Origin of the sequence: Derxia gummosa DSM 723 (genome assembly GCF_000482785.1) — a bacterium.
Taxonomy (GTDB): Bacteria; Pseudomonadota; Gammaproteobacteria; order Burkholderiales; family Burkholderiaceae_E; genus Derxia; species Derxia gummosa.
This window is the reverse complement of sequence record NZ_KI519499.1, coordinates 660,455-677,915: the sequence shown is the minus strand read 5'-3', so window position 1 is coordinate 677,915 and position 17,461 is coordinate 660,455. Positions and strand designations below refer to the sequence as shown.

Sequence of the window (17,461 nt, the reverse complement as noted above, 5' to 3'; positions counted from 1 at the left end):
CATTGTTAGAGCCAGTCGAGCCCTCAGTGCCGAATGACATTGTTGGTGGCTTAAGCCATCAACGGGGTTTGTAATCATGACGTTCTCGCGGAAGTGCGAAGGCCATCCGTCATCAGTGTCGTCAACCGCAAGCCATTTCTTGGTAAGAGGATTGTCGCCAATGCCGTGATGGCTGTCACAACCAAGTGAGCTGTTTTTAAACTAAAAATGAATGGAATTCCAGTAGGCTATTATTTTCAATAGCCTCGAAGGTGCTATGTCTATTAGTATGCAACTATTTGGCGTGCCCCCTGAGCGATTCGCGCATCTTTGTCCCGATGGCGAGGCATGCACACCACTCATCGCTTACGCCATATCCCTTTTTTGAAAATCCCTGCTTGAAGCACTCAACGCATACGTCTGCATTAAGTGAATGGGCAACTACGGTTTTGCTGAACTCGTCTGTTAGCGTAGCGAGGGCGTGGCCACAGTGCACGTGACGTTTCAGATTTTCAAGCAGCAACCCTCTCGTTGCTTCCACTCCGCCCAAGTGGTTCTGGGGTCATCTGGGAATTCGCGTAACAGGCGCATTTCGCCGCCCTGTTTCAGCCTGGCGTTGCTTGCCCAAGCGCTGCCGCCGCCAACTCTTACAGCTGTGTAGATTATTGCTGCGACGTCACTCGATACCTTCATGTCATCCATTCCGTATCGAAGGACCCGGTCTGCTGTCTCGCGCGGATACTTCTGTATCCAGTACAAGTAATCGTGAACGATAGCAGGGAAGGTGTATGCGCCGTCCGGAGGCAGCGCCGACCAAAACACACGCGGGATGCTCGCTAAGTCGGTGACGAAGCCAGCCGGCACAACTATGGCGGGAGCATCTTGGCCGGGGTCCGGAAACCACTTGATTTCCTTGTCGAGGTAGTAAACCCGGTCACGGAAGCGTCCCATGTGCAAGGCACCTGCTACGGCGCCCGGGGCATGCAAAAGCGGCAGCAGCCAGCGGTCTGCAGCTTCCGAGTCAGAATAAGGCTCTTCCGCTTTCAGCTTAGGCGTTAGGGCTCCAACACCTAGTGTGAGAGCAAGCCCACCCGCTTGAAGAATTTGTCGCCTCGCATTGGTTTGCATTCCTGTCTCCCTTCATTGTCGCCACAAAGAACTAAGCAGAACAAAGTACGTCAGCGACGACTAAGTTCGTCTAAAACAGCCTCTTTTGACTCGTCGACTAGGTTGCGTATGTACTCCTTCGCCGAGTTCGCGGATGAGGCGCAGGTCCCAAAACCAATTAGCATTGCTGAGAAGCCGCCGAAATCAACCTGCACGCCGCTTTCGCCCTCCAATGTGAAGAGATAGGCGGCAATTGCACCTCGTCCTTCTCTTGTGCATGGCACACCTGATTTTTTCATTAAAAGGCGAAATTGCGGCACTCGCCCATTCATTAGATTGCGCGCACCGAAAGAGACTTGCTTGACGACAGTGTTGCTCATCTGCTCACGGGTCTTACCCGTATGCTGCTTGAGTTCGTCGTCGTCCATTTCAGTGAAACCTTCATCTTCTAGCCTTGCGACGACAAGTTCTGACAGCGCTTCTACAAGCGACGGACTCTTTGGAATGGCTGAGGCGCGGGGGGCTCGCTGTATGTCGATATCCACGGAAGCGAGGTAAGCATTCAGTCCCTGGCGCCTGAGTCCATTGATGAATTGCGTGGCAAATTCAGGAGAGGTGTCTACGTGCAGGTTCCAGTTCCCGTGGGTTGTATACGCCTGCAGTTCGCTAGCCATTGCATTGGCATATACGATGTACTCGATGGCGTCATAGCCTCGCTGAGAAATTGCGGGCGATGCCTTGGCGAATCCGTGACTAACCATGGCCGTGCCCGGCCTAGTGTCACCGTACTGAACATTAAAGCCGAACTCGTGCTCAGCGACCGGCGCAAAAATTGAAGGGAAGGTGGTGTCGATAATTCTTGATGCGTCGCCGTTCGAGCCCTTGCACCGCTTTGCTTGCTCAATGTACGACGATGTCTGTGCTGCGTATCGACCGGAGAAGTTCGTCTTGTAGTCAGTCAGCAGACTTGGGGAAATTGAGCGATAGCACGCGAGGTCTCTCACGCCTCGAAAAGTTGATTGAATGCACCTAAAATCCGATAGGGATGAGACAGGCGGTCGCTCCATAAAGCACAGTTTCACATCGCTGCCAGCAGCGAATTCTCGGATAGCTCTTTCTATGGCTCCAGAGGGGGACCTGCAACTGGTGCTTGGCCACTTCAAGCTAGAAAATACTTCCAGGGTATCCCCACACGCATTTATTCGGTTTAGCTCTATATCGGCCGCCAAAGCTATGCCTGCGCTAGCGAGCAAGCCAACAAGTGCAGAACCTGTTCTAGCGACGAATACGGGCGTAGTCATTAGCATTCCAGTACCTCATCGCCTCAACAATGGTGAGATTCGGGTATGGGTCCATTCGTGTCAGTCCGCGCCGGAACGCCTGACCGCGATGCTCTGGCGGGCCATGGTCGTCCGCTACTACCTTGTATGAACCTGCCAACTGTAGGTTTGTCTCAAAGTCATCCCCGTTCAATCGCCTTAGCGCGATGTTGAATGCAAGGCCTGCCAGAAAGTCGGCTCCAAGCTCAATACGTCGCGAGTTATTTTTGGGGTCTAGTGCCGCAAGATTGCCGGCGTCACGCATTTGCACAACGTGCGCTAATTCGTGGACGATGGGGGCGAGGTAGTTTTGCTGCACATGGCTCGGATATCGCACTAAAAAGTGCCCGTCGTCATTGACGTTCGGCATGGCCAAGAACCGCCCTCCCGGGCAAGCTTGGAACGCGACCATGTTTGGTGGAATTTCAAACGTGCGCATGACTGCCTGTACGTCTGTGTCCGCCCCGATACCTTTCGTGTCTGGACCGCACGGCTCGACAGCGGTTTCCTCGTTGCCTTGCGTGTACTTTCCGTAGAGGCAATTTGGGAGGGGATTCTCGCCGCGCGCTGGAAAAAGCAACCAGAGCAAGGTCGCAAAGACTGCCAGCTTAGTGAGCCAGCGAGCGACTTTCGTCACCTGAACACCTAGGCGCGAGAGCGCAGCCGTTAGCCGCACACGCCTTGCCATGCGTAGCCCCCTGCCGGGCACATTTGTGGGCACATGCGAGGCGTCGCGAAACCGTTACGGCAAGCTCCGTTAGGCTCGCGATAGCCGGGAACTACCACACCCCAGCAACCGCATGGTGAGAGAGGCGTCCCTGGCGCAAGCCCTTCCGTTTCTCGCGGGTCGGGCAACGGTCTTCTAGTCTGCCGGCGGCTTGGCGTGAGCTCCGGCTCGGGCTCTTCATCATCATCTTCAAGGATGGACCGAACGTCGTCTGCGTCCATGTCACAGCTTCGAGCAATGGCCGCGACGGTCTTTCCTTGCCCTGAGAGACGTTTCACCTTGCTGTCGGAGCAGGTTGCTACCGCTTCCATGGAAACGGACACGAGCGATAGCGCCAAAACGAAAAAAGCAAAGAGCTTGCTTAGCCGAGAGACACCTTCAGACAGATTCACCGTGGTCTCCTGCCCGTACATAAGGCGTACAAAGCTAAGTTTCTGCCGACAGGCTCGCAATTGGACATTGGCGGCATAGTGAAAGGCCCAAATCGCCGCGGCATTCTTAGGCAGCCGCATTGCTTAGTCCGAATCCCGCGCTGCAGTGGCTTGGAGGCAGCGCCGGCAAACAGCACATGCGTGGCCATGCACTGCGTCTGCAGTCTGATTGCGCCCGTGGACTCGCAGCCGTGAGCAGTCGCACTACCGGGCGCCTGTGGCAGCGCTCGCCTAAGAGCTAGTTTTCATACCCCTGAGCGCCGCAGTTCGAGCCCAAGGACACACCAACCAAGGTCGTGAGCGAAGCCCGGTTTGCCGTCTGTCCAGACGTGGGCGATGCGTCGCCACTTCACGAGCTAAAGGAAGTACTGCTCGAAGCGCCAGCGCAGGTGCTGCGGTACGAAGCCCGCCGACCGCACCAAGGGACTGGCGCAAGCGTCCAGACGCAAGCCCGGTTCCCAAGCGAGTGCCCGCAAAGGCTGGCAGCTGTAGGCCATGTCACGGAGCACGAGTTCGATAATCGGGTGCGCCGTCTTCATTTGCGGCAGCAGCGCATGGGCCATGCGCGCGGAGAAACCGCCTCACCAACTCACGACAGTCAGTTAGGGTTGCCTACTTGGGCGCCATTGCTAGAGCCAGTCGAGCCCTCAGTGCAGAATGACATTGTTGGTGGCTTAAGCCATCAACGGGGTCTGTAATCACGACGTTCTCACGGAAGTGCGAAGGCCATCCGTCATCAGTGTCGTCAACCGCAAGCCATTTCTTAGGACGACGGCGAGTTACATCTCCAAGCACCTGTTCTCCTCGCGGCAAATTGCGGAATTCGAGAGGATTCATGGTTGAGTGGTATGTCGCTCCGACAACGCGTTCCTTCAGTCGCGGTGGCAGATAACTGCGAGCACGCGCATAGCCAAGGGTCACTACCCACGATGTGGAAAGAACGATGCCAACAGTCGGATACGGCTCAAGGAGTGTCTCGAGCAACTCCGCATGCTCAAAAAGTGAATGACCCGCGGGCGTGCGCACGTACGCCCCGACGCCGGGCTTATGCCAGACGTCTTCGGGGTGTAGGACTCCATCGAAGTCCAGATAAAGCACTACCGCCGGCTTGCCAATACCGGCTATCGGATTCTCATTTTTCATAGCACAAGCCATTCTTTGAATCTTTACTGTACATAAAATCAGTAGTGCTTGGTTGCATCTCCGCTGAATAAAGTTAGTTCACGAGATATTGGTTGCTTAAATTTCCGTTATTTATCAATGACTTGGCGCGAACGATGAGAGTCTGGAAAACTAGGGCAGCATCACCGCCGATGCCCGCGAGCGAGCGATGTCAATTGCAGTAGTGCTGAGAGCGGAAGAACGCTGACGTGTGCTTGCCCTCGGCATCTTGTGTTTCTGCAATGCACAAACAGTTCGAAAGGGATGCTGTGCGCGTTGAGATTCAGAAGTGGGGAAACAGTGCTGCTGTGCGGCTCTCTGCACTGTTACTGAAGGAAGCTGGCATGCAGGTGGGCCAGCGCCTTGAACTGCGGGTCGAGGTTGGTCGACTGGTCCTAGAGCTGGCGAGCGAAAGCCTTGACGACCTGCTGGCTGTAATGACGCCGGAGAACCAGCACGGACCGGGTCTGAATGGGCCGGCCATGGGAGCGGAAGTTTGGTGACGCAAGCCCATTTGCGAAGGCGAAGCTGCTTCCCCCTTGAGCCGTAGCGAAGAACTGGGTCAGCGGCGCAGCTTCAGAGGTGCCGTCTGGGTTCTAAAACTGCTCCGCAGGGGAATAACGCCACATGGAACTATTAACGCCGGAATTCGTTTCGTTGGCAGAAAGTCAGTTCACGAGTATTTGGCAAAATTGAATTTTCAGTTCACGAGTATTTGGCAAAAACGCTTCGAAACCCTGGATTTGGAGCTCCGTCGAGGGCTCAGGGTCTTATGGCAACCGGAGAGCCTTAAGAATTCATCCTCGTGGTCGTGGCGGCTGTCGCAGCCACGCATTCAAAAAATTCAACAAAAACAAGGAGTTGGCGCTTAGTTCGCGACTTATTTGTCAATGCCGGGTCGTCGGCACGCCTATCAGTACGCGAGTATTTGTCAAAAAATCGGCAGTTCACGAGTATTTGGCTCAGTTCACGACTTATTTGTACTTCTCCAGGCGAGGCCGACTGGGCGCTGTTCTCGCGCGTGGGCATTTCCCATCTGCTGGCGATCAGCGGCTTGCACATCACGATGCTCGCGGCTCTCGCGGGCTGGCTGGCGCGGCGGTGGTGGAAGCCGCTGGCGCGATGGGCGCCAGCGCTGGCCGAGTGGATGGACGCGCGCGGCTTCGCGGCCTGGACCGGGCTGGCGGTGGCGGGCGGCTATGTGCTGCTGGCGGGCTTCGCGGTGCCGGCGCAGCGCACGCTGGCGATGCTCGCGGTGGTGGCGCTGGCACGGGCGATCGGCGTGCGGCCGAGGGCGGGGCGGGTGCTGGCGGTGGCGCTGGTCGCGGTGCTCGCCTGGGATCCGTGGGCGGTGCGGGCGGCGGGTTTCTGGCTCAGCTTCGTCGCGGTGGCGGTGCTGATGTTCGCGGCGGCCGGGCAGGGCGGGGCGGAGCCCGATCCACCCGAGGCGGCGGGCGGCCGCCCACGCCGTGACGACTCTTCGCTCGCGCCCGACGCAGGGCCGGACCGGCTGGCGCCGCCCGGCGCGCCTGCCCGCCTGCGCGCCGCCGTCGCGCTCGGCAGTCCGCGCGCCGTCGCGCGGCGCGGGCTGCCGTCGCTGCTGCTCGCGGCGCGGCTGCAACTCGCCATCTCGGTCGCGCTCGCGCCGCTCACGCTGTTCTTCTTCCAGTCGGCGCCGGTGATCGGGCCGGTCGCCAACGCGCTGGCGATTCCGCTCGTGAGCTATGCGGTCACGCCGCTCGCGCTGCTGGGCGGGCTGGCCGGCGCGGCCACGGGCTGGGAGGCGCCGCTGCATCTCGCGCATGCGCTGTTCGGCTGGCTCGCGGGCGCGCTCGATGCGCTGGCCGCGCCGCGCTGGGCCAGCGCCGAACTGCCCGCGCCCGCCGCCTGGGCCGCCGCGCTCGCCATCGCCGGACTCGGCTGGCTCGCCTTGCCGCGGGGCGTGCCGGCACGCGCGGCCGGGGCGCTGTTCTGCGCGCCGCTGCTGCTGGTGACGGTGGCGCCGCCCGCCGACGGCCAGCTGCGCCTGACCGCGATCGACATCGGCCAGGGCACGGCGGTGCTGGTCGAGACCGCGCATCACCGCCTGCTCTACGACACCGGCCCGCGCTACGGCAGCGACGGCGATGCCGGCGGCCGCGTCATCGCGCCGCTGCTGCGCGCCCTCGGCATCGACCGGCTCGATGGCCTCGTGCTCTCGCACCGCGACAGCGATCACGCGGGCGGCGCGGCCAGCCTGCTCGCGCGCGTCGACGCGGGCTGGCTGCTCACGTCCATCGACGCCGGCGATCCGGTGCTGGCGCCCGTGCTGCCGAGGCTCGCGCCGCCGTCACCCGCCGTCGCGCGTCGCTGCGAAGCCGGCCAGCACTGGCGCTGGGACGGCGCCGACTTCACCGTCCTCCACCCCGCTGCCGCCGACTACGCGCGCGAGCGCAGTTCCAACCAGCTCAGCTGCGTGCTGCGCATCGAGGCCGGCGGCGAGGCCGTGCTGCTCACCGGCGACATCGACGCCGAGTCGGAGCGCGAGCTGCTCGTGCGCGGCGCGCCGCTCGCGGCCTCGCTGCTGCTGGTCGCGCACCACGGCAGCCGCACTTCTTCCTCGCCCGAATTCCTCGCCGCGACCGGGGCGCGGCTCGCGGTGGTGCAGGCGGGTTGGCGGAACCGCTTCGGCCATCCGCGCGCCGAGGTGCTCGACCGCCTGCGCGCGGCCGGCATGCAGATGCTGCGCAGCGACGACTCGGGCGCGATCACGCTCGAAACGGGTGCGTCGGGCTGGCGCGCCATCACCGAACGCGAAGCCCGCCCGGCCTACTGGCGCGATCGCTGAGCGCCCGGCCCGCCTTGCGGAACCGCGTGCCGCCCGTCAGGCGCGGCTTGCGCGATGCGTGATGCAAGCCCGTCGTCGTCCCCCGGTCACAGTGGCTTGTATCCAATCGAATGCCCGCGCTTTCACGATCCAGTGGCACAAAACTTGATACAAACTCGGCCGCCTAAAGCGGAGACCCAACTTGGCCATTCACGTCGCCCTCAGCCACATCACCGATTACCAGTACGACCGGCCCATCAACCTCGGCCCGCAGGTCATCCGGCTGCGCCCCGCGCCGCACTGCCGCACGCCGATCCTGTCGTACTCGCTGCGCATCGAACCCGAGCAGCACTTCCTCAACTGGCAGCAGGACCCGTTCAGCAACTACCTCGCGCGCCTCGTCTTCCCGGAAAAGACCACGCGCTTCCGCATCGCCGTCGACCTCGTCGCCGAGATGGCGGTCTACAACCCCTTCGACTTCTTCCTCGAACCCGAGGCCGAGAAGTACCCGTTCAAGTACGACGACCAGGTCGCCGCCGAACTCGCGCCCTACCTCGAAACGAAGGAATACGGCCCGCTGTTCAAGGCCCTGCTCGACGGCGTCGACCGCAGCGAGGCCGGCACGGTCAACTTCCTCGTCGCGATCAACCAGAAGCTCCAGCAGGCCATCCGCTATCTCGTGCGGCTGGAGCCCGGCATCCAGACGCCGGAGGAAACGCTCGAACTCGCGTCCGGCTCCTGCCGCGATTCGGCCTGGCTCATGGTCCAGCTCTGCCGCCATCTGGGCATCGCGGCGCGCTTCGTGTCGGGCTATCTCATCCAGCTCAAGCCCGACGTGAAGTCGCTCGACGGCCCGAGCGGCACCGAGGTCGATTTCACCGACCTGCACGCCTGGTGCGAGGTGTATCTGCCGGGCGCCGGCTGGATCGGCTTCGATCCCACGTCGGGCCTGCTCGCCGGCGAAGGCCACATCCCCGTCGCCTGCACGCCCGAGCCGAGCGCCGCCGCGCCCGTCAGCGGCCTGATCGACGAATGCGAGGTCAGCTTCGAGCACCACATGAGCGTCCAGCGCGTGTTCGAGTCGCCGCGCGTCACGCTGCCCTACACCGACGACCAGTGGGCCGCCGTGCTCAAGCTCGGCCAGAAGGTCGACGCGAGCCTCGTCGCCAACGACGTGCGCCTCACGATGGGCGGCGAGCCCACCTTCGTCAGCGTGGACGACCGCGACGGCGCCGAATGGAACACCGACGCGCTCGGCCCCACGAAGCGCGGCTTCGCCACCGAACTCGTGCAGCGCCTGCGCGCGCATTACGCCGAGGGCGGCTTCCTGCATTTCGGCCAGGGCAAGTGGTATCCGGGCGAGCAGCTGCCGCGCTGGGCGCTGAGCTGCTACTGGCGCAAGGACGGCGAGCCGATCTGGACCCGTCCCGACCTGTTCGCCGACGAGCGCCAGCCGTCCACCTATGACGAGACCGACGCCAAGCGCTTCATCGACACGCTCGCACGCAAGCTCGGCCTCACCGCCGACTTCATCGTTCCCGGCTACGAGGACACCTGGTACTACCTCTGGCGCGAGCGCCGCCTGCCGGTCAACGTCGATCCGTTCGATTCCAAGCTCGACGACGAACTCGAACGCGCCCGCCTGCGCCGCGTGTTCGACCAGGGCCTGACCAAGACCATCGGCTACGTGCTGCCGATCAAGCGCGACTGGAACGTCCAGCTCGGCGGCCCGGTGTGGACCACCGGCCCCTGGTTCTTCCGCGACGAGCGCATGTACCTCATCCCCGGCGATTCGCCGATGGGCTACCGCCTGCCGCTCGACTCGCTGCCCTGGGTGAAGAAGGGCGACTACCCCTATCTCATCGAGCAGGACCCGTTCGCGCCGCGCGATGCGCTGCCCACCTACGCCTCGCTGCGCGCCCAGTATCCGGGCGGCATGTTCAACACCGGCGCGGCCGGCCAGACCGGCTGGGGCAACGGTGAAGGCGCCTACGGCGCCGGTGGCGCGGGCGTTGGTGGCGGCGTGGCCGGCCTCGACGGCCCGGCCGGCACCGGCAGCTTCGGCGCCGCCGACGGCGCGCTCGACGCCGACGGCCGCCGCGCCGCCGCGCTCGCCCGCGGTGACGCCTCGGGCGGCGAAGGCAACCTTGGCCCGGCCGGCGACCATGCCAGCACCGCGCGCTTCCAGACCCCGCTCGCCCAGACCGGCGACACCACCCAGCCCGACCGCTTCCAGTCGGCGCACTGGATCACGCGCACGGCGCTCTGCGTCGAGACGCGCGGCGGCCATCTGTACGTGTTCATGCCGCCGCTTCAGCTGCTCGACGACTACCTGGAGCTGCTGGTCGCGATCGAGGCCACCGCGGCCGATCTCGACATCAAGGTGATCCTCGAGGGCTACCAGCCGCCGCGCGATCCGCGCCTGCAGATCCTGCAAGTGACGCCCGATCCGGGCGTCATCGAGGTCAACATCCACCCGGCCGCCAACTGGGACGAGGTGGTCGAGCACACCGAATTCCTCTACGACGCGGCGCACTACACCCGCCTCTCGACCGAGAAGTTCATGCTCGACGGCCGCCACACCGGCACCGGCGGCGGCAACCACTTCGTGATGGGCGCGGCCACGCCGGCCGACAGCCCCTTCCTGCGCCGGCCCGACCTGCTCGCGAGCCTGGTCGCCTACTGGAACAACCATCCGTCGCTGAGCTACCTGTTCTCTGGCCTGTTCATCGGCCCGACGAGCCAGGCGCCGCGCATCGACGAGGCGCGCAACGACCAGGTGCACGAGTTCGAGATCGCGCGCCAGGAAATCACCCGCCTGCTCGCCGCCAACGGCGGTCCGGGCACGGCCTACATGCCGCCCTGGCTCATCGACCGCACGCTGCGCAACATCCTCATCGACGTGACGGGCAACACCCATCGCAGCGAGTTCTGCATCGACAAGATGTACCCGCCGGAAGCGGGCGGCACGCGCCTCGGCCTGCTGGAACTGCGCGCCTTCGAGATGCCGCCGCATGCGCGCATGAGCGTGGTGCAGCAGCTGCTGCTGCGCGCCCTCATCGCGATGTTCTGGAACAAGGCCTACACCCAGCCGCTCACGCGCTGGAACACCGAGCTGCACGACCGCTTCATGCTGCGCAGCTTCACGCAGATGGACTTCGAGGATGTGCTGCACGACCTGCGCGACGCGGGCTTCGACTTCGATCCGGCGTGGTTCGCGCCGCATCTGGAGTTCCGCTTCCCGCTCGTGGGCGAGGCGGCCGCGCGCGGCATCAAGCTGAGCCTGCACAACGCGCTGGAGCCCTGGCACGTCATGGGCGAGGAAGGCGCGATCGGCGGCACGGTGCGCTATGTGGATTCGTCGCTGGAGCGCGTCGAGGTGAAGGTGACCGGCCTGAACGACCAGCGCCACATCATCACCTGCAACGGCCGGCCGATCCCGCTGCAACCCACGGGCCGCGCGGGCGAGTACGTGGCCGGCGTGCGCTACCGCGCCTGGCAGCCGCCGTCGGCGCTGCATCCCACCATCGGCGTGCATGCGCCGCTCACCTTCGACATCGTCGATACGTGGATGGAGAAGTCGCTCGGCGGCTGCCGCTACCACGTCGCGCATCCGGGCGGCCGCAACTACGTGACCTTCCCGGTCAATGCCTATGAAGCCGAGAGCCGCCGGCTCGCGCGCTTCAGTACCATCGGTCACACCCCGGGCCGCATGGTGGTCGAGCCGATCGGGCGTGGCCGCGACAAGGCGGGCCTCGAATTCCCGTTCACGCTCGACCTGCGGCGCTGAGAGGTCACTCGTCCCCGGAAGGCTTGCCTTCCGGGCCGTCCGGCCCGCTGACGAGGGCGGGTCACGAACGGTAAAGCATCCCTGTGGAATCCCTCTTCTCTGGCGCCGAGACGGTCGGCGCCGCCTCCGACGCGGCGGCCCGCGCGGCCCGCATCGCGGTGCCGGCCCGCCACGGTCATTTCGACGAGCTGCGCGGCTGTTCTTCCTGCGACGCCTCGCGCGAGCGGCTCGCGCCGCAGTGGGAGCAGTTCTTCAACACGCTCGGCCTGCCGGGCCTCGCCCAGCTCGACGACGCGGCCCAGACCGTGGATCAGCAGATCCGCGAGAACGGCATCACCTACAACGTCTACGCCGACCCGAACGGCCCGTCGCGGCCCTGGTCGCTCGACCTGCTGCCGTGGGTGGTGAGCGCGAAGGAATGGGCCGGTCTCGAATCGGGCCTGGCCCAGCGTGCCGAGCTGCTCGAACGCATCCTCCACGACCTCTATGGCGAGCAGCGCCTGCTGCATGACAACCTGCTGCCGGCAGCCATCACCGTCGGCCATCCGGCCTATGTGCGGCCGATGCGCTGGGTGGTGCCGGCGGGCGGGGTGTTCCTGCACATCGCGGCCTTCGACCTCGCGCGCGGGCCGGACGGCACCTGGCGCGTGGTGTCGGAACGCACCCAGGCGCCGTCCGGCCTCGGCTACGCGCTCGAGAACCGGGTCACGATCAACAAGCTGTTTCCGTCGGCCTTCCGGCAGATGAAGGTGCAGCATCTGGCCTCGACCTACCGCGCGCTGCTCGATTCGCTGCTCGTGCACTGCCCGCGCGGCACGGCGGGCAAGGTGGTGCTGCTCACGCCCGGGCCGTACAACGAAACCTATTTCGAGCAGGCCTATCTGGCGCGCTACCTCGGCATTCCGCTGGTCGAGGGCGGCGACCTGACGGTGCGCGACCAGCGCGTCTTCCTCAAGACGCTGCACGGCCTGGAGCAGGTCGACGCGATCCTGCGCCGTCTCGACGACGACTACTGCGACCCGCTCGAACTGCGCTCCGACTCGGCGCTCGGCGTGCCGGGGCTCATGCAGGCGGTGCGCGCCGGCCATGTGCTGCTGGCCAATTCGCTCGGCTCGGGCTTTCTCGAATCCGCCGCGATCCAGGGTTTCCTGCCGGCGGTCTGCCGCGAGCTGATGGGCCAGGAGCTGGAGCTGACCTCGCTGCCGACCTGGTGGTGCGGCGAGGACGCCGCGCTGGAAGATGCGCTGCCCAAGCTCGGCCAGCTCGTGGTCAAGAGCACCTGGGGCAAGCGCTTCACCGCGCGCATCGGCGCCCATTCCACCGAGGACGAGATCGCCGCGCTGGAGGCGCGCATCCGCGCCAACCCGGCCGACTACACCTTGCAGGAATTCCTGCCGCTGTCGCAGCTGCCCACGTGGAGCGACGGCCGCATCGTGCCGCGCGCGGCGATGTTGCGCGCCTTCGTGATCCGCGACGCCAACGGCGGCTGGAAGGTGCTGCCCGGCGGCCTCGTGCGCACCGCGCATTCCGACCAGCTCGTCGTGTCGATGCAGAGCGGCGGCAGCAGCGCCGACGCCTGGGTGCTCACCGACGGCGCGGTCGACGAGTTCTCGCTGCTGCCGGGTCGCATGCGGCCCGAGCAGATCGCCGGTCGGCGCCGCGTGGTGTCGAGCCGCTCGGCCGAGAACCTGTTCTGGCTCGGCCGCTACACCGAGCGCGCCGAGCATGGCGTGCGGCTCGCGCGCCAGGTGCTGACAGCGCTTGCAACCGATGACGAACCGCCGCGCGCCGTGCTGGACGTGCTGACCCAGCTCAGTCGCTACTTCGGTCTCGTGAACTGGGAGTCGCCTTCGATCGGCAACTCGCGCGCCGAGTTCGAGCGGGTGCTGACGGGGCGCCTCGGCGACCCCGACGCGATCGGCAGCATCGCCAACAACCTCGCCTCGCTCGAACGCTCGGCCGGCCACATCCGCGACCGGCTCGCGCCCGACCACTGGCGCCTGATCGTCGCGGCGCGCACCGATCTCGACCGGCGTCTGGCGCCGGGCCGGCTGTCGGGCGGGAGCATCGCCTACGCCCAGCGCGTGCTGAGCGAGCTGGCCGACGACCTGTCCGCTATCACCGGCGCGCAGGCCGACCGCATGACGCGCGACGACGGCTGGCGGCTGCTGTCGGCGGGGCGGCAGATCGAGCGGCTGTCGTCGCTCGCGACCAGCATGCTCACGGTGCTCGAATCGGGCGCCGGCAACTACTCGGCCGGGCTCGAACTGCTGATCGGCCTGTTCGACAGCATCATCACCTACCGCTCGATCTACCAGCGCAGCGTCGAATTGCCGGCCGTCACCGATCTGCTCGTGCTCGACCGCAGCAATCCGCGCTCGCTCGCCTACGTGTATTCGCGGCTCATCCGCGACATCTCGCGCCTGCCGGGCGGCGGCCAGGGCAATGCCTTCAGCGTGCCCGACCCCGATGCCTGGCAGCTCGCGGCCCTGTGCCGCACCGACGCCGCCGGCGTGCCGCGCGCGTTGACAGCGCTTGCACGCGCGCTGTGCTCGGTGTCGCGCGTGCTGTCCGACGAACTCAGCCGGCGCTACTTCAGCCTCGCCGATGGCTGGGTGCGCCCCGTCATGTCCTGAGGCGCACCATGAACACCCGCGTCGCCACCGCTCCGCGCGCCATCGAGGTGCAGCGGCTCAAGGTCATCCACCAGACCACGTACCACTACGCGGCGCCAGTCGATGTCGCGCACCATCTCGCGGCGCTGCGGCTCGCGCGTCTGCCCTATCAGCGGGTGGAGGAGCAGGAGCTGATGATCGCGCCGCTGCCCGCGAGCCACGGCCGCTGGATCGACGGCTACGGCAATGCGCGCGACTTCTTCTCGATCACCGGCTCGCACGCGGTGCTCGGCGTGTGCTCGACCGCCGTGGTCGAGCGCGCCGTGCCGGCCGTGCCCACCGTAGGCCGCGACTGGCAGGAGCTGCGCGACGGGCTGCACTTTCGCGTCGGCGTGCCCTATGACGCGGCGGCCGAGTTCGCGCTGCCGTCACCGTGGGTGGCGATCCATCCCGAGCTGGCGGCCTTCGCGGCGCCGAGCTTTCCGGCCGGGCGCGACATCATCGAAGGCGCGCTCGACCTGATGCGCCGCGTGCACGAGCACTTCACCTTCGATCCCGCCGGCACCGATGTCGAAACCTCGGCGCTGGAGGCGTTCAAGCTCGCCCACGGCGTGTGCCAGGACTATGCCCACGTGATGATCGGCGCGCTGCGCGCGATCGGCCTCGCGGCGCGCTATGTCAGCGGCTATCTGCTCACCAATCCGCCACCGGGTCAGCCGCGCCTGATCGGTGCGGATGCCTCGCATGCGTGGGTCAGCGTCTATTGCGGTGCGGAGTCGGGCGGCGAGGGCGGCTGGCTTGAGCTTGATCCAACCAACGACGTGATCGTCGGAACCAAGCATGTGACCGTCGCTTATGGTCGGGACTACGGTGATGTCACCCCGTTACGGGGCGTGCTGCAGGGGGGCGGCGCGCACACGCTTGAGGTAGCCGTCACCGTCATGCCGATGGAAGAGGCCGTGTAGGCCCGCGTGCCCCGCGTGGCACGGAAATTGAAGGCGCCTTAACCCAAGGTAACAAGCTCCCCGCAAACCTGCCCATCGGAGACAACAAGACACCATGGCTGTCCAGCGCTTTTTCGACGAGATGTATTCCGACGCAGCGAGCCGGCAGGTCCGTCCGCATTACGACCACTTCGACCAGTGGTTGCGCGAACAGCCCAGCGAGCTGATCGCCGCCAAGCGCGCCGAGTCCGACCTGATCTTCCGGCGCGTGGGCATCACCTTCGCCGTGTACGGCGAGGAAGCCGGCACCGAACGGCTGATTCCCTTCGACATCATTCCCCGCATCATTCCGGCGGCGGAGTGGAAGACGATGGAAGCGGGGCTGCGTCAGCGCGTGACCGCGCTGAACATGTTCCTGCACGACATCTATCACGAGCAGAAGATCATCAAGGCGGGCGTGATCCCGCCCGAGCAGATCCTGCGCAACGGCCAGTTCCGCGCCGAGATGCAGGGCATCGACGTGCCGCAGCAGATCTATGCCCACATCGCGGGCGTCGATGTGGTGCGCGCGGGTGCCGGCGAGTACTACGTGCTCGAAGACAACCTGCGCGTGCCCTCGGGCGTGAGCTACATGCTCGAAGACCGCAAGATGATGATGCGGCTCTTCCCCGAGCTGTTCGCCAAGCACCGCATCGCGCCGGTCGCCCACTACCCCGACATGCTGCTGGAGAACCTGCGCAGCTGCGCGCCCCAGGGCATCAGCGATCCGACGGTCGTGGTCATGACCCCCGGCATGTACAACTCGGCCTACTTCGAGCACGCCTTCCTGGCGCAGCAGATGGGCGTCGAGCTGGTCGAGGGCCAGGACCTGTTCGTCGACAAGGGCTACGTGTTCATGCGCACCACGCGCGGCCCGCAGCGCGTCGATGTCATCTACCGCCGCGTCGATGACGACTTCCTCGATCCGCTCGCCTTCCGCCCCGATTCGTCGCTGGGCGTGCCGGGCCTGCTGAGCGTCTATCGCGCCGGCAACGTCACGCTCGCCAACGCGATCGGCACCGGCGTCGCCGACGACAAGAGCACCTACTGCTTCGTGCCGGACATGATCAAGTTCTACCTCGACGAGGACCCGATCATCTCCAACGTCCCGACCTACCAGTGCCGCAAGGAGTCCGACCTCAGCTACGTGCTGGCGAACCTCAAGGATCTGGTGGTGAAGGAGATCCACAACGCCGGCGGCTACGGGATGCTGGTCGGCCCCGCGTCCACCACGGCCGAGATCGAGGACTTCCGCGCCAAGATCAAGGCCAATCCGGGCAACTACATCGCCCAGCCGACGCTCGCGCTGTCGGCCTGCCCAACCTTCGTCGAAGCCGGCATCGCGCCGCGCCACATCGACCTGCGGCCCTTCGTGCTGTCGGGCAAGAACGTGTCGATGTGCCCCGGCGGCCTCACGCGCGTGGCCCTGCGCGAAGGCTCGCTGGTCGTCAACTCGTCGCAGGGCGGCGGCACCAAGGACACCTGGGTCCTCGAATCCTGAACAGCGCCATCCCACGAGCAAGAGAACACAAGATGCTGAGTCGCACCGCAGATCACCTTTTCTGGATGGCCCGTTACACCGAGCGCGCCGAGAACACCGCGCGCATGCTCGACGTGAACGTGCAGACCGCGCTGCTGCCGCAATCGACGGCGGACAGCGATCGCGCCTGGCGCAGCATGCTCGGCATCTCCGAGCTGCTGAGCCGCTACGAGGCGCGCTTCGGCAACGTGCTGGTCGCGCGTCAGGTGCTGGACTTCATGGTCCGCGACCCTGAGAACCCCAGCTCGATCTACTGCTGCCTGCAAGCCGCGCGCGAAAACGCGCGCGCCGTGCGGGGCACGCTCACGACCGAGGTGTGGGAAACGCAGAACGACACCTGGCTGGAGCTTCAGCGTCAGCTCAAGAGCAAGGTGCTCGACACCGATCCGAGCGCCTTCTTCGAGTGGGTGAAGTTCCGCTCGCACCTGTCGCGCGGCGTGACGCTGGGCACGATGCTGTCGGACGAGGCCTTCTACTTCATCCGCCTGGGCACGCATCTGGAGCGCGCCGACAACACGGCGCGGATTCTCGACGTCAAATTCCACGGCGCCGAAGACCTGCATCTCGACTACGCCAACTCGGCCCGCATGCGCGCGCTCGACCAGACCGACGCGCAGCGCGACTTCTATCACTGGGCGGCGGTGCTGCGCTCGGTGTCGGCCTTCGAGGTGTACCGCAAGGTCTATCGCGACGTGATCACGCCCGAGCGTGTGGCCGAGCTGCTCATCCTCAACAAGGCCATGCCGCGCTCGCTCGCGAGCTGCATGAACGAGGTGCAGAGCAACCTCGAACGCGTGAGCAACGTGCAGAGCGACGAGACCGAGCGCCGCGCCGGCCTGCTGGCCGCCGAGCTGAGCTATGGCCGCATCGACGATGTGTTCCACACCGGCCTGCATGCCTACCTGACGAGCTTCCTCGAGAAGGTGGGCGATCTCGGCAACCGCATCTCGCGCGACTTCCTCGTCCCGCTGGTCGGTTGATCGTCCGAAGGGGAGGGCCGGGA

At 65.1% G+C, this 17,461-nt stretch carries 11 protein-coding genes; 7 read left to right on the top strand and 4 right to left on the bottom strand.

The window, feature by feature from the left end; translation table 11 throughout:
• Positions 1–483: 483 nt before the first annotated feature.
• From H566_RS28630 to H566_RS29535, 4 genes are all read right to left on the bottom strand, one after another.
• Entirely contained in the window at positions 484–1,107 is a 624-nt protein-coding gene (locus tag H566_RS28630) for a DUF1353 domain-containing protein (protein WP_245591415.1), read from the bottom strand.
• 50 nt (positions 1,108–1,157) lie between these two features.
• A complete protein-coding gene (locus tag H566_RS29250; RefSeq protein ID WP_156924519.1) occupies positions 1,158–2,090 on the bottom strand; it encodes a hypothetical protein in 933 nt (310 codons plus the stop codon).
• A 271-nt stretch (positions 2,091–2,361) separates the two neighbouring features.
• Positions 2,362–3,042: a neutral zinc metallopeptidase gene (locus H566_RS29245; RefSeq protein WP_156924518.1), complete on the bottom strand. Its 681-nt coding sequence runs from the start codon at positions 3,040–3,042 to the stop codon at positions 2,362–2,364.
• Between the two features lie 1,133 nt (positions 3,043–4,175).
• Positions 4,176–4,706 (bottom strand): HAD domain-containing protein, encoded by a 531-nt coding sequence (locus H566_RS29535; protein WP_084545326.1) that lies wholly within the window; start codon positions 4,704–4,706, stop codon positions 4,176–4,178.
• Between the two features lie 260 nt (positions 4,707–4,966).
• Between H566_RS29535 and H566_RS28620 the strand changes: the two genes are divergently transcribed.
• The 7 genes from H566_RS28620 (at position 4,967) to H566_RS0120305 (ending at position 17,438) form a co-directional block, all read left to right on the top strand.
• On the top strand, positions 4,967–5,227 hold the full coding sequence (locus tag H566_RS28620; RefSeq protein ID WP_084545325.1) for an AbrB/MazE/SpoVT family DNA-binding domain-containing protein: 261 nt from the start codon (positions 4,967–4,969) through the stop codon (positions 5,225–5,227).
• A gap of 302 nt (positions 5,228–5,529) precedes the next feature.
• Positions 5,530–7,551: a DNA internalization-related competence protein ComEC/Rec2 gene (locus H566_RS26695; RefSeq protein ID WP_342668738.1), complete on the top strand. Its 2,022-nt coding sequence runs from the start codon at positions 5,530–5,532 to the stop codon at positions 7,549–7,551.
• A gap of 181 nt (positions 7,552–7,732) precedes the next feature.
• Positions 7,733–11,320: a transglutaminase family protein gene (locus tag H566_RS0120325; RefSeq protein ID WP_028312876.1), complete on the top strand. Its 3,588-nt coding sequence runs from the start codon at positions 7,733–7,735 to the stop codon at positions 11,318–11,320.
• Between the two features lie 83 nt (positions 11,321–11,403).
• Positions 11,404–13,956 (top strand): circularly permuted type 2 ATP-grasp protein, encoded by a 2,553-nt coding sequence (locus tag H566_RS26690; RefSeq protein ID WP_034412296.1) that lies wholly within the window; start codon positions 11,404–11,406, stop codon positions 13,954–13,956.
• Positions 13,957–13,964: 8 nt separating this feature from the next.
• On the top strand, positions 13,965–14,900 hold the full coding sequence (locus H566_RS0120315; protein WP_028312875.1) for a transglutaminase family protein: 936 nt from the start codon (positions 13,965–13,967) through the stop codon (positions 14,898–14,900).
• 94 nt (positions 14,901–14,994) lie between these two features.
• Positions 14,995–16,419: a circularly permuted type 2 ATP-grasp protein gene (locus H566_RS0120310; protein WP_028312874.1), complete on the top strand. Its 1,425-nt coding sequence runs from the start codon at positions 14,995–14,997 to the stop codon at positions 16,417–16,419.
• A 32-nt stretch (positions 16,420–16,451) separates the two neighbouring features.
• Positions 16,452–17,438 (top strand): alpha-E domain-containing protein, encoded by a 987-nt coding sequence (locus tag H566_RS0120305; RefSeq protein WP_028312873.1) that lies wholly within the window; start codon positions 16,452–16,454, stop codon positions 17,436–17,438.
• Positions 17,439–17,461 lie beyond the last annotated feature (23 nt).

What these genes read in the sequence shown, in the direction of transcription:
- H566_RS28630 (WP_245591415.1), bottom strand. Translation starts at nt 1,107, where the DNA reads ATGCAAACCAATGCGAGGCGACAAATTCTTCAAGCGGGTGGGCTTGCT.
- H566_RS29535 (WP_084545326.1), bottom strand. Translation starts at nt 4,706, where the DNA reads ATGAAAAATGAGAATCCGATAGCCGGTATTGGCAAGCCGGCGGTAGTG.
- H566_RS28620 (WP_084545325.1), top strand. Translation starts at nt 4,967, where the DNA reads ATGCACAAACAGTTCGAAAGGGATGCTGTGCGCGTTGAGATTCAGAAG.
- H566_RS0120315 (WP_028312875.1), top strand. Translation starts at nt 13,965, where the DNA reads ATGAACACCCGCGTCGCCACCGCTCCGCGCGCCATCGAGGTGCAGCGG.
- H566_RS0120310 (WP_028312874.1), top strand. Translation starts at nt 14,995, where the DNA reads ATGGCTGTCCAGCGCTTTTTCGACGAGATGTATTCCGACGCAGCGAGC.
- H566_RS0120305 (WP_028312873.1), top strand. Translation starts at nt 16,452, where the DNA reads ATGCTGAGTCGCACCGCAGATCACCTTTTCTGGATGGCCCGTTACACC.